Origin of the sequence: Arthrobacter sulfonylureivorans (genome assembly GCF_047607445.1) — a bacterium.
GTDB lineage: Bacteria > Actinomycetota > Actinomycetes > Actinomycetales > Micrococcaceae > Crystallibacter > Crystallibacter sulfonylureivorans_A.
Genome location: NZ_JBLKRT010000026.1, coordinates 1 through 21,337, shown reverse-complemented (window position 1 = coordinate 21,337; position 21,337 = coordinate 1). Strand labels below are relative to the sequence as shown.

Sequence of the window (21,337 nt, the reverse complement as noted above, 5' to 3'; positions counted from 1 at the left end):
ACCATATCCGATGGTCACACCTCCATAAGCTGGCCCCTGGGTGAGGGGTCAGTGGGAGTAACGACAACAGCGGTAAAGAGCCCCTAAAAGCACTCTTTCACTGTCAGGCAGGAAGAGCCCTAACGTCCGGGAACCACCCTGCGGGGGCCTTCTTGGGTTCAAGGTGCTCGGGCTCGCGGTGCTTTTGCATGTCGCATTTGTAGAACGGTCCGCGCGGGTCGAGGAGCACGCTCATGTGGTGGTCTGCGTGGTCTTTGAACCAGACGCTCATGCCGGTGGCACCGTCGAGTCTGAGATGTTCCCAAGCCCGCCACAGCGCTTCCACCCGGGAGACAGCTTCCGGATGGAAATACCATTCGATGCACCACTTCGCTGCCCGACCGTCGACATCGCGGACGTAGGTAGGGAGCAGCTGCTCGTGCAGGAACTCTTCGGCAGAGCCGTAGACCAACTGCGGGGGCTTCTGCTGCTCTCCGGCATCAGCGCCAGCCTCCTCAACGTCTGGGCTGGGAGTTTCACCGAAGCGTCCGATTTCTATCGCCATGCCCTAATCCCTTACCCCGTCACCCATGGATTTGCGGTCGCTGCCGCTGCCACCGGTACTGGTTCGTCCTCCGCCTGCGGGCTGTACTTCTTGATGGACGCTTCCACGGTTTCCTTGTGCGGGCCCGTGTACCAGGGCAGTGTGCGCACCAGCGTTGCCGGCGCCCCCGAAGCGAGGACCACCGCGCGGCCGCGGTCGAGTTCAGCGAGGTTGGAGACGTCGAAGATGCGCTCCTTGGACTCCTGACGGGAGCGGCTGGACCCGGATTTCCCTGATGAGACGGAGACGTTGATGTAGCTGTAGTCCCCGATCAGGTCGGAGAGTGCACGCAGGAAGCCTTCTTCGGCGACACCGCCGCCGTACACCTTCACGTTCGCGGCCGACCAGATTTTCCGCATGTTCGCCTCGCCCCAGAGCTCGACGCCCTGGGACCAGGACTGCAGGATGCCCATAACGATCAGGCCCTTGGATCCGTAGTGGCTGAACTGATCCGGCAGGCCGGCCCAGCGAACAACGTTGGCCAGCTCGTCCAGGGCGAACAGGGCAGGTTTGGGCAGCCGGCCGCCGCTGCGCTCTGCCCGTTCCTCCATCGCTTCGGCAATGGCGACCGTGAGGGCTGTGGTCAGCGGTGCCGCGGAGCCGGCACCTTCCTTGGAGAGGATGTAGATGGTCTCTTGGGAGGCGGCGAAGGCGTGCGGGTTGAACTGCCGTCGCCCATCACTGGCGACGCTTGCGCCGCCTGTCGGTGCGACCCAGCGGAGCGTATTGCGGCTCTTGAGGCACTGGATCATCTTCTCGGCGGTTCCGAAGATGCCGTCTCGCTGCTTGTCGGCCAGCTTCAGCGTGGACTCCAGGCCCTTGTACTGCAGCTCGTAGTCATGCTCACGGAGGATTTCGATGGGTTCCTGACTGACCTGCTCAGTCACCCACAGGTAGACCTGCGTGATCGGCAGATCGCCAAGTGCTGCCGCGAGGAAGTACGAGGACAGGATGTCTTCGGCCTTGGGATCGAAGTAGGCATCCGGCTTTGACCCGGGAACCCGGGAACCGACCGCGAAGTGCTGCGTAAGCTTGTACGCCTTCTCTTCGTCGGTGACGTAGGAGAGCGGGTTCCACCACCAGTCCGGTTCTTCCTGGGCGATCTTCTGCGGATCGAACACCCACACCGGGGCCGTGGCCTCGCGGACGCCGCGGGTGCCGTCCACGACGTCGCGCTTGTTCGACGTCGAGACCACCGCGCCGGGAGCGTCCAGGATCGCGGGCATCACCCGTGAGGTCGATTTCCCGGTCCGGGGTCCCCAGATGTCGAGGCTGAGGTCTTCCCAGGACTGGACGAATTTCTGGCCGGTGGAGACGACCTTGCCGACGACGATGCCGGGGTTGTCCTTGATGCCCAGCCGTTCGGCCTTGGCCTGCGCTCCCTTGTCGGAGAATGCGGCGAGGGACTTTCCCCGGCCAAGGTAGCGGGCGGCCTTGTCCACGCGGGCACGCTTGGAGGCGCCCTGCCGCCATGCCACCAGGACGACGACGCCCAGGGCCAGGATCAGGCCGGCCATGACGCAGACGACGACGGTGGACTGGGTGGGCCAGGGCACCTTGCCCTTGATGAGCCCGGCGATCAGGTCAATGGGGTGCGCCGGCGGCGCGTCGATGCCTGCCATCCAGGAGCCGATGTGTGCGGCCGCGTATGTGCCGCCGCCGAAGACGACGATAAAGCCGATGGCCAGCCATACGAGGATGGCGTCGCCGAGGCCCATGCCTTTGCGGTTCGGTGCGCTCACAGTGAGCCTCCTTCAGTCGGCACGATGGGTGCGGGCGGGTCAAGGATCGGTTCCGGGGATCCGTGCCATTTCCCGTCGGTGTCGTTGACTCCGTCCGGGCCGTGCTCCACCGAGGTCAGGCCCACCTGGACCGGGATCCCGGGCCGGCCGCCGACCTTGATGAGGAACTTCCCGCGCCCTGGCGGTTCGACGTCGATGCCACGGGAGTCCCACGCGGGTGGGTCCTGCCAGGAAATCAGCTTTTGTTGTTCCTGCCGGGACAGGGGTATTGCCGAGGTCAGCAGCGGCATCTCGGATGCGGGAAGGCCGCCGCAGATGACCATGCCGGAGCGTTCGACGAAGCCGCGGGCTTTCATCCGGTCCTCTTCTGCCGGCAGTGCCAGCAGGTCGGACATGGTGTGGGAGATCATGATCTGCCCGACGCCGACGGAGCGGTTGAGCCGGGTGAGGGCGTCCACCCGGTCGACCATGCCCTTGCCGGCACGCAGCGCCCGCCACAGTTCGTCGAGGACCACGAAGTAGTTCCTGCGCGGTTCCAGGCCCGCGTCTGCGAGGGCGTTGGCGACGTTGACGGTGCCGAATCCGTAGGACCAGCAGGCCAGCAGCACGGCGGCCTGCAGGTCGGTTTCGGTCTCGTCGATGCTGGAGACGTCGAAGACCACGGCGCGGTCCCGCTTCATCGGGTTGGTGGTCTGGCGGGAGAAGATTTCGCCGAGCTTTCCGCCCCCGGTCAGGCCCAGCAGGGTTGCTTCCAGTGCCCGGGTTTCCTGGAGGTAGATGTTCATGTCGCCGCGGTCCAGCGCGACCTGGCGCAGCTCATCCGGGGCGGAGACGATTACATCGAGCAGGTCTTTCAGGACCGGAATGCCGTCGAACCGGTCATCGAGGACCCGCAGGGCCCGGTCCAGGATGGTCTGTTCCTGGTCGGTCGGCGGGTTGTTCCGGCTGATGGTGATCAGCGAGACGACCATGGTCAGCCGCCGGCCGTGGGCGTCGGCGCGGACCCGTGCGGCGTCTTCGTGGTGGCCGCTGTCTTCCAGCAGCTGGGCTGCTTCGACTGCCTGGCCGGGGTCGAGGATGTTCATGTATCCGACGCCGCGGCCGAGCTTGATGACCTGCCCGCCGAGGGCTTTCACGGCTTTGACGTGCTCGCCTTTGAGGTCGCCAAGGATCAGGGGGTGGACTCCCTGAGCCGAGAGGCCGATGAACATCCGTCGGACGACGGTGGACTTTCCGAGGCCGGGTTTGCCGAGGATGAACGCGGACGGGTTGGAAATCAGCCGTGCGCGCTGGAACCAGCTGATCGGGTCACAGCACACCGTTGCCTGGGTTTCCTCATGCCGGCCCAGCGGGACACCGATCATGGGCGAGGATGCACCCGAAGAGAACGGCCACAGTCCGCAGACCTGGACGGTGGTTCCCCGGTACTCCCGGACGGAGGGGAGCAGCTGGGCCATGCCGCCGCCCCGTCCGGTCCAGCCCCGCGAGCCAGGCCCTGCTTCCTTTGCCGGGGCTTTTGCTGTCTTTACTGTCTTTGACTTCTTTGCTGTCAAAAGCTTCATGCGGGCCATTAGAGGGCGTCCTTAATTTCGGAGGGCACCATGCTGTGCTTGGGCAGGACCAGCCCCAGGGGCAGGGACGCCGCGAACGCGGTGTCCTGGGAGCCGTAGGCGCGGCGCAGCAGCACGCGGGCGGTACCGGAGGTCTGTTCAATGGCAGCAACGGCGTCCGGCAGGCGTTCCTTGTCGGTGACCGTGGCGGTGACGACCATGCCGAAGTTCACCAGACCGGCGCCCTGGGCTTCTTCCTGGGCGGTCTGCACAGCAGAGCGGGCATTCACCAGCGCCCGGGCTGTCGGGCGGGTGCCCGAGGTGATGCGGACGTTGGCGTTGTTCTGGTCCCGCTCAACTACCGCTGCGGCACGGGCGGAGTCCATCGGACGGTAAAGCAGGGAGATGCGCTTGCGGTCAATGTCCCCGTGCGGGGCCAGAAGCCGGGAGAGGACGGAGGAGTTCACGGACCCGCGAGGAGCCCCGGTCATGGTCCAGGAGGCCGAGAACGCAGAGTCGTGCCGGTAGTCGTCCCAACTGGCCTGCGTCGCGGTCGGACCGACCTCGCCCCAGGTCAGCGACACCGGGGTGCCGGCCGCGTGGGCCTCATCAATGATCAGCGCTGCGGGCGGGTCATAGGCGATCCGTACGACCTCGCAAAGTTCCTGCGCAGACATGGGCCGGGCGATCCCGGCGCCGGTGGACTGCAGCCGGGCCGAAAGACCGGGAATCCGCGAGGCCAGGTCGCGGGCGACATCCTCCGGGGTGCGCTTTTTCGAGCCCGCGCGCAGGGAGGCGTTGAAGGTCAGGGAAACCCAGGCGCGGACCGTGGCTGATCCTTCCGGGTAGGTTTCGACGACCTCGTGGAGCATGTCCTTGGCGAACTGAGGGGCGTCCGGGTCGATATTCAACATGACCTCATTGCGCAGCCGGTACCCGGAGTCCGGTGCGGTCTCAACGGTGACGGCGGCCGCGTCCAGGCCGGCCTCGTCGGCCAGCCCGGCGAGCCAGCCGCCCCAGTTCGCGACCCAGGCATCGACCTGTTCCGGGTCCACGAGGGAGGCCCCGTCGGGTTCGGTGGAGAAGACCACGGTGAAGTGGCTGGTGGCCGGCACGTGCAGCATGGCGAAGGGGCGCTTGTAGGAGTCGGTGAACTCGTAAAGGGTGGACTTCGCAGCCAGCCCTGGGAGCTGGTACATACCCCACTCCGTCACGCCCAGTGGACCGGAACGGTACAGATTCGTCCCTGAGGACTTCGAGACCTTGAACGCCATGCGGATACCGAGACGGTCCACTACTGACTGGCCGTGCTTGTCTTTGACTGTCAGCAGCAGGGCGCAGGCGCCGGCGACCGCGAGGACGCCCAGGCCGGCGATCAGGCCCCAGATGGCGAAGCTGACGATGCCCAGCAGGAGGCCGACCATGACAATCGCGGTGCCGATCGCGCCGAGGTTGCCCAGGCCGGCTGAGCGCGGAACGCGCCAGTTGCCGTAGGACGGTTCTTTGTATTCGGTGTTAATTGCTGCCACTGGGGCCCTCCCCGGTTGAATCCTGCGCGGTCGTCTTGATTGCCTCTGACGCCCTGGACGCCACCTGTACGCCTGTCGCTACGGCCATGCCAGCCGGGCCCGCCGCCGTGGCTCCCGTCGCAGCCCCAGCACCTCCGGCCGGTGCTGCAGCTCCCGCTTTGCCTGCGGTGCCAGCGGCGCCGCCCGGACCCGAAGAGCCAGGCGTTGGCTGCCCTCCCCCACCGCGGGGGCCTGAAGATCCAGAACTACCCTTGGGAGAATTGCCTGTGTTCGTGCTGGTTGTGCTGCTGGTGCTGGCTGGGGTGGGCGCTGCATTGCCCCGTCCACTGCCAACTCGGCCCATGGACACAGCCCCGGTTGCAAGGGCACCCACGGCGGTTCCTGCCGCTGCCCCACTGCCAGCGGCAACGGCTCCCACCATCGGCGTGACGAACCGCATCAGGGCTGGAAGGGCTAACAGGGCAACGATCATCAACGTGAACCCCGTGATGGAGCCAATCAGGGCATCCTTCCCGCTGGTCTTGCCCATCAGCAGGAATGCGACCGAATACACGATGGCGGCAGCCGGCTTATAGAGAATGAAGGCGATGGTCCAACCAACTGCCTTCTGGAACCACTGCCTGCCCATCTCCGTATTCGTGAATGCGGCCGTGGTGGGCAGGATGCCCGCAAGGATCACCAGCATGCCGCTGCGGACGACCATGAGAACGATCTGAACCAGGGAGGCGATCAAGCCGACGAGGCCCAGAACGATCAGAATGAAAGCCCCGACACCGGTCTGTCCCGTTACGACGAGGAGGTGCATCGATTCCGCGAAGCCCTTCCCGTCGGTGGATCGGTCAATAATGGCGGCCGCGAATGTGTCCGCCGCGATGATCAAGATGGAGATGACACCCACACCAAGACTGGACACCACAGTGAGGGTGATGAGGGAGCGTAGGAGATCTTTCAACGGTGCGCCCCGCTGCTCCCAAATCATGCGGATTCCTCCGATGATGACTGCCAGGACGGCCAAGGTCAGCGTCCATGGCCACAGCTGGCTGTTCACTGTGGAGACCACCGGGCTCGCTCCGGTGCGGTCCTCGCTGATCAGGTTCACCGTTGGCATGGAGACCCAGAAGGTCGACAGGGTCGTCACCATCTGGCTCATTCCCTCCATGATGGACTTCGCCAAGTTGCTGATTGCATCATCTGCGAGGCCCTGAACCCAGTCCCCAAAGGGGTTCCATGCGGGTTTCATGCTCCACTCCACGGGATAAAGCCGGACAGGTCCCGTATCTGTCGCGGTTCTTCCAGCGGCGCGCCGTTATCGGCGACGACGCCTTTCCAGTCACCGTCCTGCCAAAGCAACGTGGTGCGAACGGAGGCAAGCGCACCGTTGTCTGCCTTGAACGCCAAGTCGACGACGGCTTGGTTGGCCGCATAGGAGACGTTGAATCCGGCGATCTGAATTTTCACTGATGAAGCGGGAGCCTGAGTCTGGGGCGCTTTCATGCCTGCTTCACGACCAGGTCCCTTTGCAGCGAGCTGTTCGGCGATGGCGCGTTCCTTTGAAGGGTCGCTGCCCAGAGCCCAAAGGTTCACAGCCGCGTAGAGCGCACCCTTTGGTGTGTGGGCGAAGCAAGATCTGATCCCCTGGGCGTCTGTCTTCCCCGGACCAATTTGTGGGTCGGTGGGAGCAGCCATCGTTCCTACCAGCTCCCATTTGGTTTCCGGTGCTGCGCCCAGTGACGTTTCCGTCGAGGTTGGAAGACCGCACACGCTGCTGCCAGCGGCAGAGGCGCTGGGGCTGGCAGCAGGCGTGCTGCCGGTTCCGGGAGCCGGTGGTGCTGGCTGTGCGTCACTCTGTCCTTTGGGGAGCAGGAAGATGACAATTCCTGCTGCCACCAGCGCGATCACCAGCACGGCCGCAATGATGAATCCGGGTTTGGTGAACGGATTGCTTTCGGTGGTGCTCTCTGTTGACTGGCTCATACAGAACCTCCCGTTGATGGTGCTGGCTTAGACGAAGGCGCGGACGATGCCCGCGGCTCCGGTGATGATGATGCAGCCCATGAGGACCCAGCCGAGCTTGCCGATCGCCTGTGCGCCTTCACCGCGCTGGAGCTGGATGACCATGCCGATGCCGACGATGATGACGCCCAGGACGCCCAGGACCAGGCCGATACCGGAGGCCCAGTTCAGGATGGTCAACAGACCGCCGGCCTGCGCGGGGACGACGGGGGTGGGGTTGGGAATAACGCTGGTTGAGAGTGCAGTGAACGTGTTCATGGTGAGACCTTTCAGTGGGTGGTTGCCGTGGCCAGGGCGGCCACGTCGGTAATGAAGCGTTGGTATTCGCGGACGGCTGGCAGCGCTGTGGTGTCCGTGTGCCGCCAGGCGTCCACCCAGGGCAGAGTCCAGAATCGTGGTGCTCCGCCGCCTACGAGGGCGGTGAAGTCCCGAAGCGCTTTGGGTGTCTTTCCCGGGGCGTCTGCAAGGACGGCGAGGCCGAGCAGGTCGACCTGCGGGGCAGCGCCTGACGCCCATTGGGTGAGTGCGTTCCTGGCAGTTGTCAGGCCGCGCATGTCTGCGCGGCAGACCAGCAGCACCTGCGGGCTGCCGCCGCTGGGGAGGACAGGCCAGCAATGATCCGTGGAACGGGCAGATTCGATGAGGTCAGCGATCCGGCTTTCACCCGCTCCCCCATGGGTACCAACAACCCAGAGGCGGGCTGTGCCGGCCATGCTGCGGGACGCCAGCCGGTCTGCCGCGTCTGGCTCGATCATGCCCCGCAGCGGTGTGCTGATGACCGCCGCCGGCGGGACAGCCGCAGCGCGGGTTTCCTCAGCCGGATCGTCAGCCGTGGGGCGGGTAACCCAGGGGTTCAGGGTCTGTTGCATTGGTCCTCCTCTCAACTCTCAAGTTCCGTAGGGATCGTTCTAGAAGCCTTTGGCGACAGCGGCCGCTGCCGCGAGCCACGCCCGCTGGGTCGCAGTCTGGAGCGCTTCGTAACGGATCGGCCCGTTGACCAGGGCGGGGTCGTACGGGATACGGACGACGGCGCGCACGAACGGCTCGAAGCCGTCCGCGATCCGCTGAGCCTCGGCTTTGGCGCGCTTGAGGGCGTCTCCGGTCATGCTGCGTTTGGCGTCGGTGGATTCGGAGACGATCACGACGGCGTTGCGTGCCAGTTCGGCGTCGTGGCCACCACGGGATTCGAGGGTCTGCAGTGTCAGCCGGGCTGCTTCTGCACGGTCCTCGATGGCGGTGACGGGTACGACGAGCTGGTTGGTGTGGGCGATCATCCGCCGCCAGTTGGCGGCCCGGGCGGTGTTGCCGGAGTCCATGATGACCAGCCGGTAGTACCGGGTGAGGACCTGGTGGGCGATGTCCACTTCCTCTGCGGTGACTTCGTGGTCGCCTTCTTCGTTTTCGTCCGAGCGCAGCACGTCGAACTTGTCGGCGGTCTGGTGGTGGACGAACTTGGCGATTTCGGCCGCGTTCGTGGACGGGGACAGCAGCTCGGTGGAGGAATCGATCAGGTCCAGGACGCTGCGGTCGTGGGCGCCCTTCTCGGTCCGCCATCCCAGGGTGCCCTGGGATTCGTTGTTGTCCCAGGCCACCGTTGCGGCGCCGCTGTAGCGGGCAAGGATCGCCGAGAGCATTACGACCGTGGGCGTCTTGTTGGCCCCGCCCTTGCGGTTGACTACGGCGATGGTCCGCGGGCCGGGCCAGTGCTGGCTGACGGTGCGGATGTCTTCGCGCTCGGACAGCTCCTCTGCTGAGGGATCCATCCGGAAGCCCAGGCGAGTCAAGGTCCCGCGCCAGCCCTGCGTGGCGGGCTCCAGCACGGGGGCGCTGACCAGGAAGGAGGTCTCCTTCAGGCTCCGCCGCGTCACCGGCGCTTCGGTTGCAGGAGCCTGCGCGGGTGCCTCGGCTGGGGCGGCTTCCTCGGCCGCCGGTGTCTCTACGGCAAGGGGCGGCCAGGGCTGGCGTTCCGCCGACGGCTGGGCAGGTTCAGCCTTCACCGCAGACGTTGGCTCGGGAGTGGTGTCGGTGACTTCGGCGGTGGCTGCAGCGGGCGTGCTGGCGGGTACGGCAATGCGGCGGCGTCCGGGCCGGGGCTCGTAGGAGACGGACTCGACGTTGCCGCCCGGGTGGACGATCAGTTCGCCGTGGCCTTCGGGATCCTCGATACGGACGCGGACGGGGCGCTGCAGGGTCCTGGCTTCGGCCACGACAAGGGCCAGGGCGTTGTCGCGCAGGTCCTGCAGCGTCTGCCCTGCAGGGACGACGCGGGAGTTTCCTGCGACGGTGACCTCGGCTGTGCCGTTGTCGCTGATGATGGCCTTGATGTTCGGGAAGGCCAGGACCTCTGTTGGAGTCGTGCTCATGAAACCTGATTCCTTACGTTGACGGGGTTGGTGAGGTGCGGGTGTTTAGGACGTGGGCGGGGTGAGCCGGTTGACCTTCCACGGGGCCTCTGGGCCTGTGCGGAGCAGCTGCACGGTGTAGGTACCGGCATCAGTCGGCACGGCTGCCATAACGCCGTAGCCGTTCGCCTCATCGACCGTCAGCGTCGCGGGGCTAGTGACCCGAGTGGCGGGGACATTGGCGGGATCGACGGCGGAGTAATCGGCGGTTGCCTGCGGCGTGAGCCAGCGGGCCAGGTCGTTGGCCCACTGTTTTTCCTCCACGCCCGGGCGGGCGAAGTCGGTCATGGCCTTCTCAGCAACGTCGACGGCCGCGTCCTTACTGGCCTGGTCCCAGGTAATGCCGATCGTGGCCGGCACCGTGCCCCCTGGAGCCTGCGGGCCACTGCCGGCGCTTAACGAAACCGGCGCGGAAGGCGTGATTGTGGTTTCAGCCGGTGCCGGCGTGGTGTTCGCTGCCGGGGCGCACGCGGCGCAGAGCAGGGCCATCGCGACGAAGCCCAGTGACTTTTTCACGTTCTCTCCTCTTGAGTAGGCAGGTATAGGAAGGCTGAAGGGACATCGCTGCTGACGGTCCGGGTGTAGTAGTTGTGGTTATCCGGGGGCGGGTTGCCGTTGTAGCCCTCTTCGACGTAGGTGCCGTTGTCTTTGACCGCTTTGACCACCGCGACGTGGCCGAAAGTGGGGTCCGCTCCCCCGGCCCCCGGCGCGTACCAGACAACCGCCCCGACACGAGGAACGGAACCGGTGGGCCAGCCCTTGGCATCCCAGCCGGCCTTCCACGTCAGCGCCGAACCCAACTTCTGGCCGTCCGGGCGGAAGTTGCCGTTGAGGAACTTGAACGGTGCGCTGGTCGATCCCATCTGTTGGTTCACGCGCCACAGGGCGAAGTCCACGCATTCGCGGTAAAACATGCCCAGCGGCGATGCGGCCGCTGCGCCCGCTCCGGCCTGCATCCAGGTGGGTGAGTTTTTCCACGGGTAGTCATCTCCGGCGCCGGATTGTCCCGGAATCGCGCAGTCGCTGCCTTCCAGTGAGAAATTGCCGTCAGAGAGTGCCTGGACAAGTTTCACGGCCTCGGGCCAGTACCTCTGGTAGTGGTACGGGTCAGCGTTGCGCTGGACCTTGTTACCGGCAATGGTCGGCTCCAGCAGCTCCCAGCCGTTGACCTTCTGCAGCGCCTTGATGAAGTTCGTCGCACTGATGATCGGGTCCATCCGGTCCGCGTACGATCCCCAAGCACCGTTCCCGCGCTGCTGGAACAACCCCCGGGAATCTGGCCCGGCGGCGTCGCCGTGGTCAAGAACACGCAGCCCCGACTCCCCCAGGGCAACCATGACGCTGATCATCTGACCTTTTGCAGACAGCTTCAGAGCTTTGCCTGCGCCCATGATCGCCGCAGCATTCTTCAGCTGCTCCTGGGTGTAGCCGTCCACTTTGGTGTCACCGTTGATGGTCACGGAGACGGTCGGGCCGCAGTCTGCTGCGACGGGCTTCGCAGGCGTGAACATCAAGAGAACGGAAAAGATGAACCCAAAGAAGAGCCCGGGAACCACGATCAGCGACACAAGGCCTACTGACTTGCCCTGCATCACGACAGTTCCCTTGCACGGCAGCTGGTAGGCCAGTTGGCATCAAACCGCAACATGGTCATCCTGCTTCCCTCAATTTGAATCTGTCTTCACATGACAGCAACTGACTTTTACCGAGCATAGCGGGTAATTTAATTAGCCGCTATGGCGGTTGTTATGCGAGTACACACGCAAGTACGGCAAGATTGCAGGTATGCCCAGGTATGCCCACCCGAAGAACGCAGCCAGTTTGGAGCCGGTCATTAACGCGTTCGGGAACCTGACGCGGGTGGCCATCATTGGATTCCTGGCGCAGAACGGTCCTGCAACGCGGGGAGAAGTGGCGGCAGGCCTCAATATCGGAGTAGCGACAGCAAAGCACAATCTCCAACTGCTCACCGACGAGGGCATTACCACCCAGGATCCGCCGGCTACGGAAGAGCGGAACGGGATGCGGGTTCAGTACCTGCTGGCCGGCGAAGAGGTCCTGCGGCGCTACAAAAAGCTTGGCGAAGCTTTGGGCGTGGTCCCGGAAGGCGGCTAGGCGCCCTCTGTCACCACCTCCACCACTGCCATTGGCTGTGTGGTGGTAGTCAGGAGGGCCCGAAAAACAGCTTCTGGCAGCCTGCAAGTAGCGGCGCATGCACCAATCCTACTGAAATTATTTCAGTAGTGAATTTATTTCAGTGGGGCGTGGTGCCTTCGCCGCGCGTCCGGCCCGGGAGATTTCTCAGCGCATCAGTTACTGCGCGGACGGCCTCGATGTTCACTTCCCCAAGGACGCGTGCAGCAAAATGTTCGACCTCTGAAATGCGCAACGCTTCAATAAGCCGAAGTTCGGCTTCCACTCGCTCGGGGACAGGGCCACTGCGCTGCAGTAAGTAGTCGGGGTCCACGTCGAAGAAGTATGCGAGAGCTTTCAGCAGCTCGGGGTCCCACCGGTTGTCCGGAGAGCCGGCCAGGAGCCGATGCCATCGCGTCTTCGTCAGATTGAAGCCCTGTTCGGCCAGGCCCGCGCGGATCTCTTCGTAAGTGAAGCTGGCAGCATCCTTGGCATGCACGATGTCGAGAAGGAGCTGCAGCTTGGACGCCAAGACCTCACGGTCTGTCCTGCTGTCAATGGGGTTGGTGCCCTCAGTCATTTTTCCTGCTCTCGGAGCGGCATCTAGGCCGTTCGTAGTACCGGTCTGCTGTTCCATAACTGGGGACCCTGAACGTTCAGAAAAAATACTATGTCAGTTCAGAATCAGCACGCAGGCCGATCCGAATACGACGAGGCCTGTTACGAACCCGGCCAGCACCTGAGAAAGCGTGTGATCCCTCAAATACACCCTCGACCAACACACCAGAGGCGCGGCAATCACGAACGGGATTGACCAGACTCCAAACAGCATTGCCGAGGAAATCGTCGCTCCTCCAAGCGTCATGGCGTGCCCGGACACCTTCCAGAAAGGGCTGACGATAATGAGTGCCAGGATGCCGCCGAGAATGCCAGCAATGAGTGCCCACACAGTCACCGGAGTGTTGATCAATGTCAGTATTCCGCACCCAACAAGGGCTGATGCCAACGTCCACAGCATCACCGGACGGCGTTGCTTCTTATCTCCCACGTGGTGATCCGTGAGTTTCCCGCTGCGGGCAAGAATCACCACCACCAGCAGGGGCGCCAAGCAGATCGTCACAGCGGCCACGAGCCCAGGGAGCAGGGCGGCAACACCTCCCCCGTCACGCACTGCAGCGAGAACGAGCAGCAGCGAGAGAACGAGAGGCGGCTGCGCCACCTCCGTTGAAACGCGCGCCACACGCTGCATCGCCGAAGGAGTAACGACTGCGAATTGGGTGTCTGTAGCCACCTAAATTTCTGCCCTTTTCCTAAGCTCCAGCCCAAGGGGCTCGAGTGTGTTGGTCAACCGCCGCTGAGCCAGGAGAAGCGCCCTCTCAGCTGGCGGGGAATAAGCTGCCTGCAGGCCCGCGGCGCGAAGGTCGCCGACGGCAATAACCAGCGTGTACAACCGCTCGGACGGGCGGGGACCCAGTACGTCGGGCGCAAATGAAAAACCTGCCTCCGGCGCGTTCCCGGTACTTCTCACGGCAGGAAACTTGGAATGAAGCACGAGAATCCAGAAGCGATCCACGAGAGCCAGCCTGCGCCAAAGCCGCACCATTGGCGGTATGCCGAGCCCCAACGATGTGAGCAAGATTCCGCTGTAGAAGAGGGGCGTGAACAGCAAGAACGTCACATTGGCAAGGGAACCCTGGAAGCCGGTAAAGCGGAGGCTCATGTAGATGATCTCGTCGATGCAGCCCAGAACCATGAGGCCCATTCCAATACCAACCACCGTGGCGCTGGCGCGTACTGTGCGGCTGTCACGCGGACCAATGCTGACTCTTAGGACCGACAGACCCAGGCATCCAAGGATCACCATGTAGACCGTTGCGTAGACGTAAACCGCGGGCTGGTGAACGGTTTCCGGGATGAACGCATCCGTAGTCGGGACGAAGGACTGCAGGGTAAATGGGATGACTATTGCCAGCAGGAGTGCGGCGAGGAACAGCGGCCTGTGCGTCGCGCGGCGCTTGGTCACGGCTTCGGTGGGCAGCGCGCTGAACACACCGTCCCGGACCAGCCACACTGCTGTGGTAACTAGAAGGTTCCTCACTAGGTGGATCCAGTTTGTCCCCCCGATTAGAGCGTCAAGCGTGCTCTCCGGAACGATTTGGCCGGTACAGAAGAGGCCCACGACGCCGACACCGGTTGCTCCCAGGAACGCGGTCGATGCGTTGTGCCTCGCCACGAGGTACAAGCGCGCCGCGAAAACGACAGCCAACAGCCAGAATGCAGCTTGAATCACAGTCCAAAAATCCGTTCTGCGTCGGAGACGCAGGCATCCTGCCCCGTTACCAGCCGTTGAGCCAGTGCATAGGCGAGGTTTTCGGCCGCCTGCTCGGCCTCTCCCAAGGGAATGGCGGCCGGGCGGCACATCCAACTGATCCCGCGCCGCTTACCTACTCCAGAAAAGAAGCCTGCGGACTCAAGGCCGTCAGCTGGTTCACCCTGGTGCCCCAACAGAATGTGCCCGAACTCATGCAAAATGACATGCCGGCACCAGAACGCGTGACCGCGGCGGTACTGAATGATCCCCCGGTCAGGCATGTCGATCCACCGACCGGTGACACCGTCCGCCAGCACGTCATCCGCTACTTCATCGAACTCCAACGGTTTGCCGTAGGCCCGCTCTACTGCGGTGATTAGGTGCGGCAGGGTGGGAGAAGTCGGCAGCTGCAAGGACTGGATCGTCCGCAGGGACAACTCCGTAGGTTCTAGCAAATGATTCGCCATCCGTCCTCACACAGTCCACATGCCACTGAAATTATTTCAGTGATGTGTAGTATTGATTTAGCGCCTGACCGGACTAGGCAGGCAAGGGCAAACCATACCAAGGTGCTCTTAACTCTGCTTGTCACGCGGCGTGCGAAGGAGGCTGGCCCGCCTCGGGCTGACCTTATCAAGCGGATTTTAAGGCGCCGGGCACAGGAAGAGGATACGAATTGCTGACTACCCCGATGGCGCCACCTCTGACTTACACCCGGTCTGCCCAGCCAATCTGCGACGCAGTGACATTGTGCGTACGAACAGAAATACAACCGACACGCCGCAAACAATATGGGCCAATCGAAACTGTTACATGTTGACTGGTCCTATGGCTATCAAGGGTCACAGCAAGGGTGGGCAACGCAGCAAGGGTGCCCGCCATCTCGTTGGAGCGCGCATGCCTCTCGCAGATGCCGAGAAGCTGTTCGCCATAGCTGAAGCACATGGCTGCTCTGTTAGCGACTACGTCGCGTCCTTAGTGCATGATCACCTATTGACCATTGACATTGAAACGTTGCACGGTCAGGAGGCTTTGCCTATCAGCCGCGCCAGTTAAATGAAGAAGGCCCGCGGGATGCGGGCCTTCTTATGAAGTTATCCAAGCTAGCTGTTGTGATTCCGCCAAGACTCTTCAACAGCGAGCTTCATACAGATACCGGGTATTTTCATGCCCTTTTCCATATGGAGTTGATTCCATCATACACGCACACCCATTTGCGATAGGTGACGCCTGGCCGACCGCGCCCGACGGCGTGTCGGAAGTGGGTCTTCATCCGCTGTCGCTGTCTGAGAGGGACCAGGCAGCAGCGGAGTGGCGTGCCCTGGCACCCTTGATAGCCTCAGGGCCGTGGATGCGCCTGTCGAAGGACGGCGGCAAGACCTACAGGGACAGCGGAGAGCGCGAACTCTCCGCTGCTCTGCCGTCCTTTCCCGCTGCGGTCCGCACATGCGGTCGGGATGGGATGGTCCGCACCCTCTGTCTTGACCTTGACGTCAGCCGAGGCGGACAGGACAAAGTCGATGACGACCACCGGCAACTGCGCAGCTGGTTCTCCGCCAATGAGGTGCGATGGATCGAGGACCAGTCCCCCAGCGGCGGCCGGCACCTCTATGTCCCCCTCAACTTTGGAATCGTCTTCACCGACGCCAAAGAATTCGTCCAGGCCCTGGCCAAGCGATACACAAGCATCGACCCCGGCCCCCACGAGAACGCCGCCACGGGCGCCATCCGCGTCCCGGGCAGCGTCTGGAAAAGAGGCGGCTTCCAAAAGCTCACCATGAGCCTGAACACCGCCTACGACATCGCCAAAGCCCATCGCAACAAGTGGCCGGCATGGACCAAGCTGCGCGAGGACCTCCAAGAGGAACTGGCTGCCATCCGGCAACGCCGCACAGAGCCACTTGAACTGCTAGAACCTGGTGAAACAATCCCCCGCACCGGCGGCCCGACAGCCCTTAAGCCGAACAAGGAATACACAGCCCGCAGCGGCAACTACGACACCAGCAAATACAACTCCCCTTCAGAGGCACGGCAAGGAGTACTCGCCTCCGCTGCGGCAGCTGGGTGGGCCCTCACCGACGTGCAACGCCTCATGCACCAAAACATCTGGGCAGGCATGGTGGCCTTCTACTCCCGGTACTCCCCGGCGAACCGGGCCAAAGCGCTACAGCGGGACTGGAAGAACGCAGTGTCCTACGTCCAGGGTCTCCGCAAGAAAACCGAAGGCCACGAGGCAGAGAATGACACTAGGCATAAAAGCTACACAAGCCCGCCTAATACACACCCCCCAGTATTAACCCTGCTGCCGCAAGCGAAGTCTCCTGCCGAGTACGAATACCTGCTGAACTGGCGAAACGCGCTGGCAGTTTACGAGCACTCTCTAGCTGGTTCCCGGGCAGGCCTGGGTATCCGGATGCTGCTGAGGGCGATGGGAGAAGCCGCGTCTAAGGCCGGCAGCCGGTTCATTGAATTTGGGGTACGTTCCCTTGCTGTGGCCACCGGCACACACGAAACGACCGTGGCACGACAGCTTAGGGATCTGGCAAGCGGTGAGATACGGCTCCTCCGCTTGGCCAACGAAGGGCGCGGCGTGCGTGCCGATCTCTATGAGCTGGTGATCCCGGATCAATACCTGGAGCGGGCAGAAACGCGATCATGGCGGGCCGGCAAACTACACGCTCTCCGCCCAGTGTTCCGTGAGCTGGGCATCGTGGCCGCGTTCGTCTACGAAACCATAGAACAGGGCGATATGGCACCGACCGGAGCCGAGATAGCCCGTGCCAGCCGCCTCTCCCCCAGAGCCGTGGCCCAAGCCCTCGAACTCATGGCCGCCTGGAACATGGTCAACCGCGTCAACGGGCGCTGGGAGATCGTCACCGATACGAGCCTCCGCGCCCTGGCGGAACGCTTCGGAGTCCTCGAAGCCATCGGAGCGCAACTGAAACGCTACCGGGCAGAACGTGTCATCTGGCACCAGTGGCTCACCAAGCGAGCATTGTCTCGCGAACCGATCCTGGCCACCGCCACAGATGACTATCCCTACTGGCAATACGGCGGACCACCGGACGAAGAACAAACTATCGCCGGCTTGGTCTATGCGCGTGCATCTTAGGTGTGTCAGCTGAAGCCCCACCGCCAGCAGCAGTGCATAAGGCTATAACCAGTGCTATTGCTATAGCCATAAATTCAGCTATTGCGCTAGTTGCTTGAACAGCTTTATATCTTGCGGGGACGGTAGCAATGCGAATGGTAAGCAAAATAGCGAGTGTCGCTGCACCGGATAATGCTGTTCCACCCATAAGCTTTCAAGCGGAGACAAAGATAGAAGGCAGAGCAGGGAAGAGAGTAGGAACTCATATGGCGCGTTCAATACACGCTGTGGCGGAGAGGGAAGCCAGCACTTCCAAAGCCATTGAAAGGGTGGTCGCCCTCGCGAATGGTAAGGGCGGAGTCGGAAAGACCACTACGGTCGCAAACGTGGGCGGCTACGCCGCGCTGGCGGGCGCAAAAGTGCTCTTAGTTGACCTCGACCCTCAGGGTGATCTGGCACGCGATCTTGGATATGAGCCGCAAACCGGCCAGGAACTGTTTAATGCGCTCATCACTGGCACTGCCCCCCGGGTGCTTACTGAAGTACGAGAGAACCTGGACGTGATCCCTGGTGGGCAAGCCCTTGAAGACATCCAGGGACTCATGGTCTCGCGGGCCGGGCGTAACGATGCCGGCGACTTTGGCGACCTTCTCTACGCCGTTCTAGCGCCTATCGCTGAAGCTTACGACTTGATCCTTCTCGACACTCCACCTGGCGAGCGGACGCTTGTGGAAGGGGCGTTTGCCGTCTCCACGGCGGTCGTCATTCCGACAAGATCCGACGATGCCAGCCTTGACGGTGTGGAGCGCGTTGCCCGGCGATTTATGGCCGTTCGGGAGCGCAATCCGGCGCTTCAACTGGCTGGTGTCGTGCTATTCGGTGTTGGACCCCGTTCACTCCGCCTTGAGCGCAGCGTGCGCCATAGCTTGCAGGAAATGCTCTCAGACGTTGCCCCGGTCTTTAACACCCGGATTCGAAATCTTGAAAGCGCCAGTGCGGACGCTCGCAAGAAGGGCCTTCTGTTCTACGAGCTCGAAGGCGCAGCAACGGATGCCCAAAAGCAACGCCTCAAAGCGCTGCGGGCGGGGGAGAAGCCCGCCGAAGAGTTCTTTGCACGAAGCGCGGGAGATTTGGCCGAAGAGTATGAACAGCTAACCGGCGAGATCCTCCGCCGGCTCAACCAGATTGAGAGTGAAAACCTGTGAACGCGGAGCGACAGAGCCTGGCCGGTGCGTTTGCACCTGCCAGCCTGACCGCAGATGGAAGGGGAGCGAGCCTCCAAGGCCTGCTGAGCCCCAAACGTAAGTCAGTCTCTGCTGTACCCGGCCGTCCAGCAGGTCCCGAGGCTCTAGCTCCTGAACCTCCGGAGGAAGCCAAACCCGCCCAGGCGACTCGGGCAAAATCTTCGGAACAAGCAAGCGGCGCGATCCGCAACGTTGGTGTGTATCTGCCTCCAGTGCTCTTGGAGAAGGTCAGAGACATGGTTCGTAGTCACCAAACCACATACGCCGATCTCCTTGTAGAAGCCTTTGACGTGATCGATGAACGCACACTGGCTAAAGCCTTTGAGACCGACCCCCAACAGCCTGAGACCGGGATGCCTCGCAGGATTCGTCGACCTCGAGGTGCTGCAGGAATCCAGATTAACGTACGCCTAGACGATCAACAGGTCCGATGGATTGACGAGAAAATGAAGCGGATGGAAGCCCCCTCACGTAGTGCCTTCATCACGGCCGTGTACAAGTTGTATCTGGAGAAGGAAGCAGGCTGAGTGAATGCGCCGACTGCTCGGCCGGCTCTAGTCTCTGGTCTCCAGTCTGGCCAGTATTTGCCGTGCCTGGTCTAGGTGTCCGTTCACCTGTTCCACGGCACGTCGCGCGGTGCCGTACGCCTGTTCGGCGTCCCGCTCCAGCGTCAGCTTGTCGTCACTGGTTAGCTCACTGAGCCTGTCCTGTACGTCCAACAGGTGCCGGTAAATCTGGTCTGCGGTGGCTGTGTGAATATCCACGGGCTAAGCACCTTCCATGCTCAGGTATCGGTACACGGTGGCGCGGCTGGCCCCGATGATCTTTCCTATGTCGGCAGGCTTCAGGCCGGATGCTTTGTACTGCTGGGCTAGCCTGACTTTCTCATCCTCTGCGGTGACCTCACGCCGTCCTGCCTTGCGCCCGTTTGTCACAGAGTGGGAAGGGAACTTTAGCTGTCCTGGTGCCCCTCAAAGGGGTGTTCCCGGAGGGTAGCGGCAATGGCCCGGACTGCGGTCGGGTCTTCGGCCCAAGGTCCCCCCGTCCGCGTGCATGCATGGAAATTGGTCACTTTCGACTCTCGGGCTGCCTCCGTCAGCTCGTCCCAAGCAGCTCGAAGATCCTGCGCATGATCCGCTGAGGAAAACCCGCTCTGGGCGGCCTCAACTGAGTGTGACGGGCTGGAAGGTGCCGGGGCGGGAGCCTTGCGCTGAAAGAAATTTTTGAGGCCCATTTCTTGCACCCTTTCTGAGCGGATTGAACAGACAGCGTAGCAACCGCGACACCGCGATGTCCGGCACGCCGTACGCTTCGGGTGCGAGCGGCTTTGAAGACATCCTGGAACTGCGCCTGCTGACTGCAGGCCCGGCGACCGGACCGGTAGATTTCGCCGTGAAAGACCACCGGCTCGACGAGCACTGACCCTGTGCAGCCGTGACACTGTGCAGCGCTGACGCTGCACCCAAAGATTTTCCTTTGCAGAGGGAAACCCTGGGATGGGCCGGCACACAAGTGCTGGCCCATCCTCACCCCCGCAGGTTCGGAGGCATGTTGCCGCAAGAACATGGCGGCCGCGACGCCGCGGCGGGCCGCCATGAAGGGGGCCCGCCTCCAGCCGGGCCTTTGCGTCTTAGGTTTCGTCGGACACGTGGACCAGATGCCATCCATCCCACCCCGGGTGTTTGCGCACCTCCAACGTCCGGAAAGGAGACGTTGAGGTGGCGCGCACCTGCAGGCGCCAGAATTCGACGCCGACAATGTTGCCCTGCCCCTTCCCGGCCGGCAGGTTGGACTCCCACCAATTCCAGCGGCTGAACCAGTGCACCGGCTCGGCCGCCACAGGCCAGAGCCGGCCCCGCCAGCGCACGGCCAACGGCACCCCCTGGGGTGTGAACCGGATGTCGACCGGCTCATTGAGCGTTCTCTGGCCTGTGTGTTCCTGTACCGCTGTCATTGGCCTGCGCCGTCCTCTCTCCCAAAGCCGTGTTCCGTACCTGATCGTTCCGCCGCCGCACCGCGGACGCCCAGACCCAGGTCACCCGGCGGACCCCACCGTCGGTCCAGGTGACCTGTACCGCCCGGGACGTCCAGCCGAACGCCTCACCGGCGACCAGCTCGGCTGCACCCGGGAACCGGATCCACGCCCACACCGGCACACCCGGCACCACCCGGGTGACGTCGCAGTGCTCGAAGTCCAATTCCTCCGGTGTCAGCGACACCGGCTCGGCCCGCCTGGTGTAACGGGCCGCCAGCTTCGCCGGCACCTCCCGATCCATCCCTTAAAAATAGAACACATATTCGAATTAAGCGAAGCGCCCGAACCAAAGATTTCAGCGTCTGGCCCCGCCCAGTGACTCCAAGGCGTTCCTTGTATCGTGGGCTGCATGGATGCCGGGCTGCCGGAGGGTCTGCGACCGCCGGTGAAGGTGGCGTTGGCCCGTGCCGTGGGGAAAATGCCAGGCCCCGGGGCTCTACCCGGCGGAGCCTGGTACGAGCCCAAGTGGGACGGCTACCGCGCAGTCCTCGCCCGCGACGGGGATGACACTTCCATCTGGTCCCGGCAGGGCAAGGACCTTTCCCGGTACTTCCCGGACCTGATCAACGCGGCAGCCGAGCTGCTGCCTCCCGGCTGCCTGCTTGATGGCGAAGTCGTGATCTGGTCCGAGGACCGGCTGGACTTCACTGCGTTGCAACAGCGGCTCGTTACCTCGGCGAAGGCTCTCCCCACGTTGGTGCGTA

25 protein-coding genes are annotated in these 21,337 nt (G+C 63.1%); 6 read left to right on the top strand and 19 right to left on the bottom strand.

What is annotated here, in order from left to right; all coding sequences use genetic code 11:
* Positions 1-103 precede the first annotated feature (103 nt).
* Genes ACMX2H_RS13045 through ACMX2H_RS12995 form a run of 11 tightly spaced genes read right to left on the bottom strand, consistent with a single transcriptional unit; the run spans position 104 to position 11,411 of the window.
* On the bottom strand, positions 104-544 hold the full coding sequence (locus tag ACMX2H_RS13045; RefSeq protein ID WP_414960910.1) for a DUF4913 domain-containing protein: 441 nt from the start codon (positions 542-544) through the stop codon (positions 104-106).
* Positions 545-555: 11 nt separating this feature from the next.
* A complete protein-coding gene (locus ACMX2H_RS13040) occupies positions 556-2,325 on the bottom strand; it encodes a type IV secretory system conjugative DNA transfer family protein (protein ID WP_414960909.1) in 1,770 nt (589 codons plus the stop codon).
* The gene (locus ACMX2H_RS13035) at positions 2,322-3,896 is read right to left on the bottom strand and encodes a helicase HerA domain-containing protein (protein ID WP_414960908.1); all 1,575 of its coding nucleotides are present in this window, start codon (positions 3,894-3,896) and stop codon (positions 2,322-2,324) included. Before ACMX2H_RS13035 ends, ACMX2H_RS13040 begins: the two co-directional genes overlap by 4 nt.
* Complete coding sequence (locus ACMX2H_RS13030) at positions 3,896-5,404, bottom strand: SCO6880 family protein (protein WP_414960907.1); 1,509 nt, start codon at positions 5,402-5,404, stop codon at positions 3,896-3,898. Before ACMX2H_RS13030 ends, ACMX2H_RS13035 begins: the two co-directional genes overlap by 1 nt.
* Positions 5,391-6,644, bottom strand: a complete 1,254-nt coding sequence (locus ACMX2H_RS13025; protein ID WP_414960906.1) for a hypothetical protein — start codon at positions 6,642-6,644, stop codon at positions 5,391-5,393. The genes ACMX2H_RS13030 and ACMX2H_RS13025 overlap by 14 nt, the downstream gene beginning before the upstream one ends.
* Positions 6,641-7,378, bottom strand: coding sequence for a hypothetical protein (locus tag ACMX2H_RS13020; RefSeq protein WP_414960905.1), 738 nt, complete (start codon positions 7,376-7,378; stop codon positions 6,641-6,643). The genes ACMX2H_RS13025 and ACMX2H_RS13020 overlap by 4 nt, the downstream gene beginning before the upstream one ends.
* A 27-nt stretch (positions 7,379-7,405) precedes the next feature.
* Positions 7,406-7,675, bottom strand: a complete 270-nt coding sequence (locus ACMX2H_RS13015) for a hypothetical protein (RefSeq protein ID WP_214944378.1) — start codon at positions 7,673-7,675, stop codon at positions 7,406-7,408.
* Between the two features lie 11 nt (positions 7,676-7,686).
* A complete protein-coding gene (locus tag ACMX2H_RS13010; protein ID WP_414960904.1) occupies positions 7,687-8,286 on the bottom strand; it encodes a DUF6668 family protein in 600 nt (199 codons plus the stop codon).
* Between the two features lie 39 nt (positions 8,287-8,325).
* Positions 8,326-9,780, bottom strand: coding sequence for an AAA family ATPase (locus ACMX2H_RS13005; protein ID WP_414960903.1), 1,455 nt, complete (start codon positions 9,778-9,780; stop codon positions 8,326-8,328).
* A 45-nt stretch (positions 9,781-9,825) separates the two neighbouring features.
* Entirely contained in the window at positions 9,826-10,335 is a 510-nt protein-coding gene (locus ACMX2H_RS13000) for a hypothetical protein (protein ID WP_414960902.1), read from the bottom strand.
* Entirely contained in the window at positions 10,332-11,411 is a 1,080-nt protein-coding gene (locus ACMX2H_RS12995) for a CHAP domain-containing protein (RefSeq protein WP_414960901.1), read from the bottom strand. The genes ACMX2H_RS13000 and ACMX2H_RS12995 overlap by 4 nt, the downstream gene beginning before the upstream one ends.
* A gap of 193 nt (positions 11,412-11,604) precedes the next feature.
* Here ACMX2H_RS12995 and ACMX2H_RS12990 point away from each other — a divergent pair, with 193 nt between their 5' ends.
* On the top strand, positions 11,605-11,934 hold the full coding sequence (locus ACMX2H_RS12990) for an ArsR/SmtB family transcription factor (protein ID WP_414960900.1): 330 nt from the start codon (positions 11,605-11,607) through the stop codon (positions 11,932-11,934).
* Positions 11,935-12,073: 139 nt separating this feature from the next.
* Here ACMX2H_RS12990 and ACMX2H_RS12985 read toward each other — a convergent pair whose 3' ends face one another.
* From ACMX2H_RS12985 to ACMX2H_RS12970, 4 genes are all read right to left on the bottom strand, one after another.
* Positions 12,074-12,532, bottom strand: a complete 459-nt coding sequence (locus ACMX2H_RS12985) for a hypothetical protein (protein ID WP_414960899.1) — start codon at positions 12,530-12,532, stop codon at positions 12,074-12,076.
* Between the two features lie 93 nt (positions 12,533-12,625).
* Positions 12,626-13,243, bottom strand: coding sequence for a phosphatase PAP2 family protein (locus ACMX2H_RS12980; protein WP_414960898.1), 618 nt, complete (start codon positions 13,241-13,243; stop codon positions 12,626-12,628).
* Positions 13,244-14,242, bottom strand: coding sequence for a hypothetical protein (locus tag ACMX2H_RS12975; RefSeq protein ID WP_414960897.1), 999 nt, complete (start codon positions 14,240-14,242; stop codon positions 13,244-13,246).
* Complete coding sequence (locus ACMX2H_RS12970; protein WP_414960896.1) at positions 14,239-14,676, bottom strand: hypothetical protein; 438 nt, start codon at positions 14,674-14,676, stop codon at positions 14,239-14,241. The genes ACMX2H_RS12975 and ACMX2H_RS12970 overlap by 4 nt, the downstream gene beginning before the upstream one ends.
* A gap of 938 nt (positions 14,677-15,614) precedes the next feature.
* On the opposite strand from ACMX2H_RS12970, the gene ACMX2H_RS12965 reads away from it, so the two are divergent.
* The 3 genes from ACMX2H_RS12965 to ACMX2H_RS12955 all read left to right on the top strand — a co-directional run bounded on the left by ACMX2H_RS12965 (position 15,615) and on the right by ACMX2H_RS12955 (position 19,125).
* The gene (locus tag ACMX2H_RS12965) at positions 15,615-17,375 is read left to right on the top strand and encodes a MarR family transcriptional regulator (protein WP_414960895.1); all 1,761 of its coding nucleotides are present in this window, start codon (positions 15,615-15,617) and stop codon (positions 17,373-17,375) included.
* 266 nt (positions 17,376-17,641) lie between these two features.
* Entirely contained in the window at positions 17,642-18,559 is a 918-nt protein-coding gene (locus tag ACMX2H_RS12960; RefSeq protein WP_414960894.1) for a ParA family protein, read from the top strand.
* On the top strand, positions 18,556-19,125 hold the full coding sequence (locus ACMX2H_RS12955; protein WP_414960893.1) for a ribbon-helix-helix domain-containing protein: 570 nt from the start codon (positions 18,556-18,558) through the stop codon (positions 19,123-19,125). The genes ACMX2H_RS12960 and ACMX2H_RS12955 overlap by 4 nt, the downstream gene beginning before the upstream one ends.
* A gap of 27 nt (positions 19,126-19,152) precedes the next feature.
* Here the strand turns inward: ACMX2H_RS12955 and ACMX2H_RS12950 are convergent, their stop codons facing one another.
* Positions 19,153-19,362 (bottom strand): hypothetical protein, encoded by a 210-nt coding sequence (locus ACMX2H_RS12950; RefSeq protein ID WP_414960892.1) that lies wholly within the window; start codon positions 19,360-19,362, stop codon positions 19,153-19,155.
* A 3-nt stretch (positions 19,363-19,365) separates the two neighbouring features.
* The gene (locus ACMX2H_RS12945) at positions 19,366-19,533 is read right to left on the bottom strand and encodes a helix-turn-helix domain-containing protein (RefSeq protein ID WP_414960891.1); all 168 of its coding nucleotides are present in this window, start codon (positions 19,531-19,533) and stop codon (positions 19,366-19,368) included.
* Between the two features lie 322 nt (positions 19,534-19,855).
* Here ACMX2H_RS12945 and ACMX2H_RS12940 point away from each other — a divergent pair, with 322 nt between their 5' ends.
* Entirely contained in the window at positions 19,856-20,020 is a 165-nt protein-coding gene (locus ACMX2H_RS12940; RefSeq protein ID WP_414960890.1) for a hypothetical protein, read from the top strand.
* 208 nt (positions 20,021-20,228) lie between these two features.
* Here ACMX2H_RS12940 and ACMX2H_RS12935 read toward each other — a convergent pair whose 3' ends face one another.
* Together ACMX2H_RS12935 and ACMX2H_RS12930 are read right to left on the bottom strand one after the other, a co-directional pair.
* Positions 20,229-20,438 carry a hypothetical protein gene (locus ACMX2H_RS12935; RefSeq protein WP_414960889.1) on the bottom strand — a complete coding sequence of 70 codons (210 nt, stop codon included), beginning with the start codon at positions 20,436-20,438 and terminating at the stop codon, positions 20,229-20,231.
* A 70-nt stretch (positions 20,439-20,508) separates the two neighbouring features.
* Positions 20,509-20,874 carry a hypothetical protein gene (locus ACMX2H_RS12930; protein ID WP_414960888.1) on the bottom strand — a complete coding sequence of 122 codons (366 nt, stop codon included), beginning with the start codon at positions 20,872-20,874 and terminating at the stop codon, positions 20,509-20,511.
* A gap of 108 nt (positions 20,875-20,982) precedes the next feature.
* On the opposite strand from ACMX2H_RS12930, the gene ACMX2H_RS12925 reads away from it, so the two are divergent.
* Positions 20,983-21,337, top strand: a 355-nt coding sequence (locus ACMX2H_RS12925; protein ID WP_462677832.1) for an ATP-dependent DNA ligase, incomplete at its 3' end; no start/stop codon positions are given.

Excerpts from the sequence above, each read along its gene's own strand:
- ACMX2H_RS13045 (WP_414960910.1), bottom strand. The coding sequence starts at position 544 with ATGGCGATAGAAATCGGACGCTTCGGTGAAACTCCCAGCCCAGACGTT.
- ACMX2H_RS13035 (WP_414960908.1), bottom strand. The coding sequence starts at position 3,896 with ATGGCCCGCATGAAGCTTTTGACAGCAAAGAAGTCAAAGACAGTAAAG.
- ACMX2H_RS13025 (WP_414960906.1), bottom strand. The coding sequence starts at position 6,644 with ATGAAACCCGCATGGAACCCCTTTGGGGACTGGGTTCAGGGCCTCGCA.
- ACMX2H_RS13020 (WP_414960905.1), bottom strand. The coding sequence starts at position 7,378 with ATGAGCCAGTCAACAGAGAGCACCACCGAAAGCAATCCGTTCACCAAA.
- ACMX2H_RS13015 (WP_214944378.1), bottom strand. The coding sequence starts at position 7,675 with ATGAACACGTTCACTGCACTCTCAACCAGCGTTATTCCCAACCCCACC.
- ACMX2H_RS13010 (WP_414960904.1), bottom strand. The coding sequence starts at position 8,286 with ATGCAACAGACCCTGAACCCCTGGGTTACCCGCCCCACGGCTGACGAT.
- ACMX2H_RS13005 (WP_414960903.1), bottom strand. The coding sequence starts at position 9,780 with ATGAGCACGACTCCAACAGAGGTCCTGGCCTTCCCGAACATCAAGGCC.
- ACMX2H_RS12995 (WP_414960901.1), bottom strand. The coding sequence starts at position 11,411 with ATGCAGGGCAAGTCAGTAGGCCTTGTGTCGCTGATCGTGGTTCCCGGG.
- ACMX2H_RS12990 (WP_414960900.1), top strand. The coding sequence starts at position 11,605 with ATGCCCAGGTATGCCCACCCGAAGAACGCAGCCAGTTTGGAGCCGGTC.
- ACMX2H_RS12985 (WP_414960899.1), bottom strand. The coding sequence starts at position 12,532 with ATGACTGAGGGCACCAACCCCATTGACAGCAGGACAGACCGTGAGGTC.
- ACMX2H_RS12965 (WP_414960895.1), top strand. The coding sequence starts at position 15,615 with ATGCGCCTGTCGAAGGACGGCGGCAAGACCTACAGGGACAGCGGAGAG.
- ACMX2H_RS12930 (WP_414960888.1), bottom strand. The coding sequence starts at position 20,874 with ATGGATCGGGAGGTGCCGGCGAAGCTGGCGGCCCGTTACACCAGGCGG.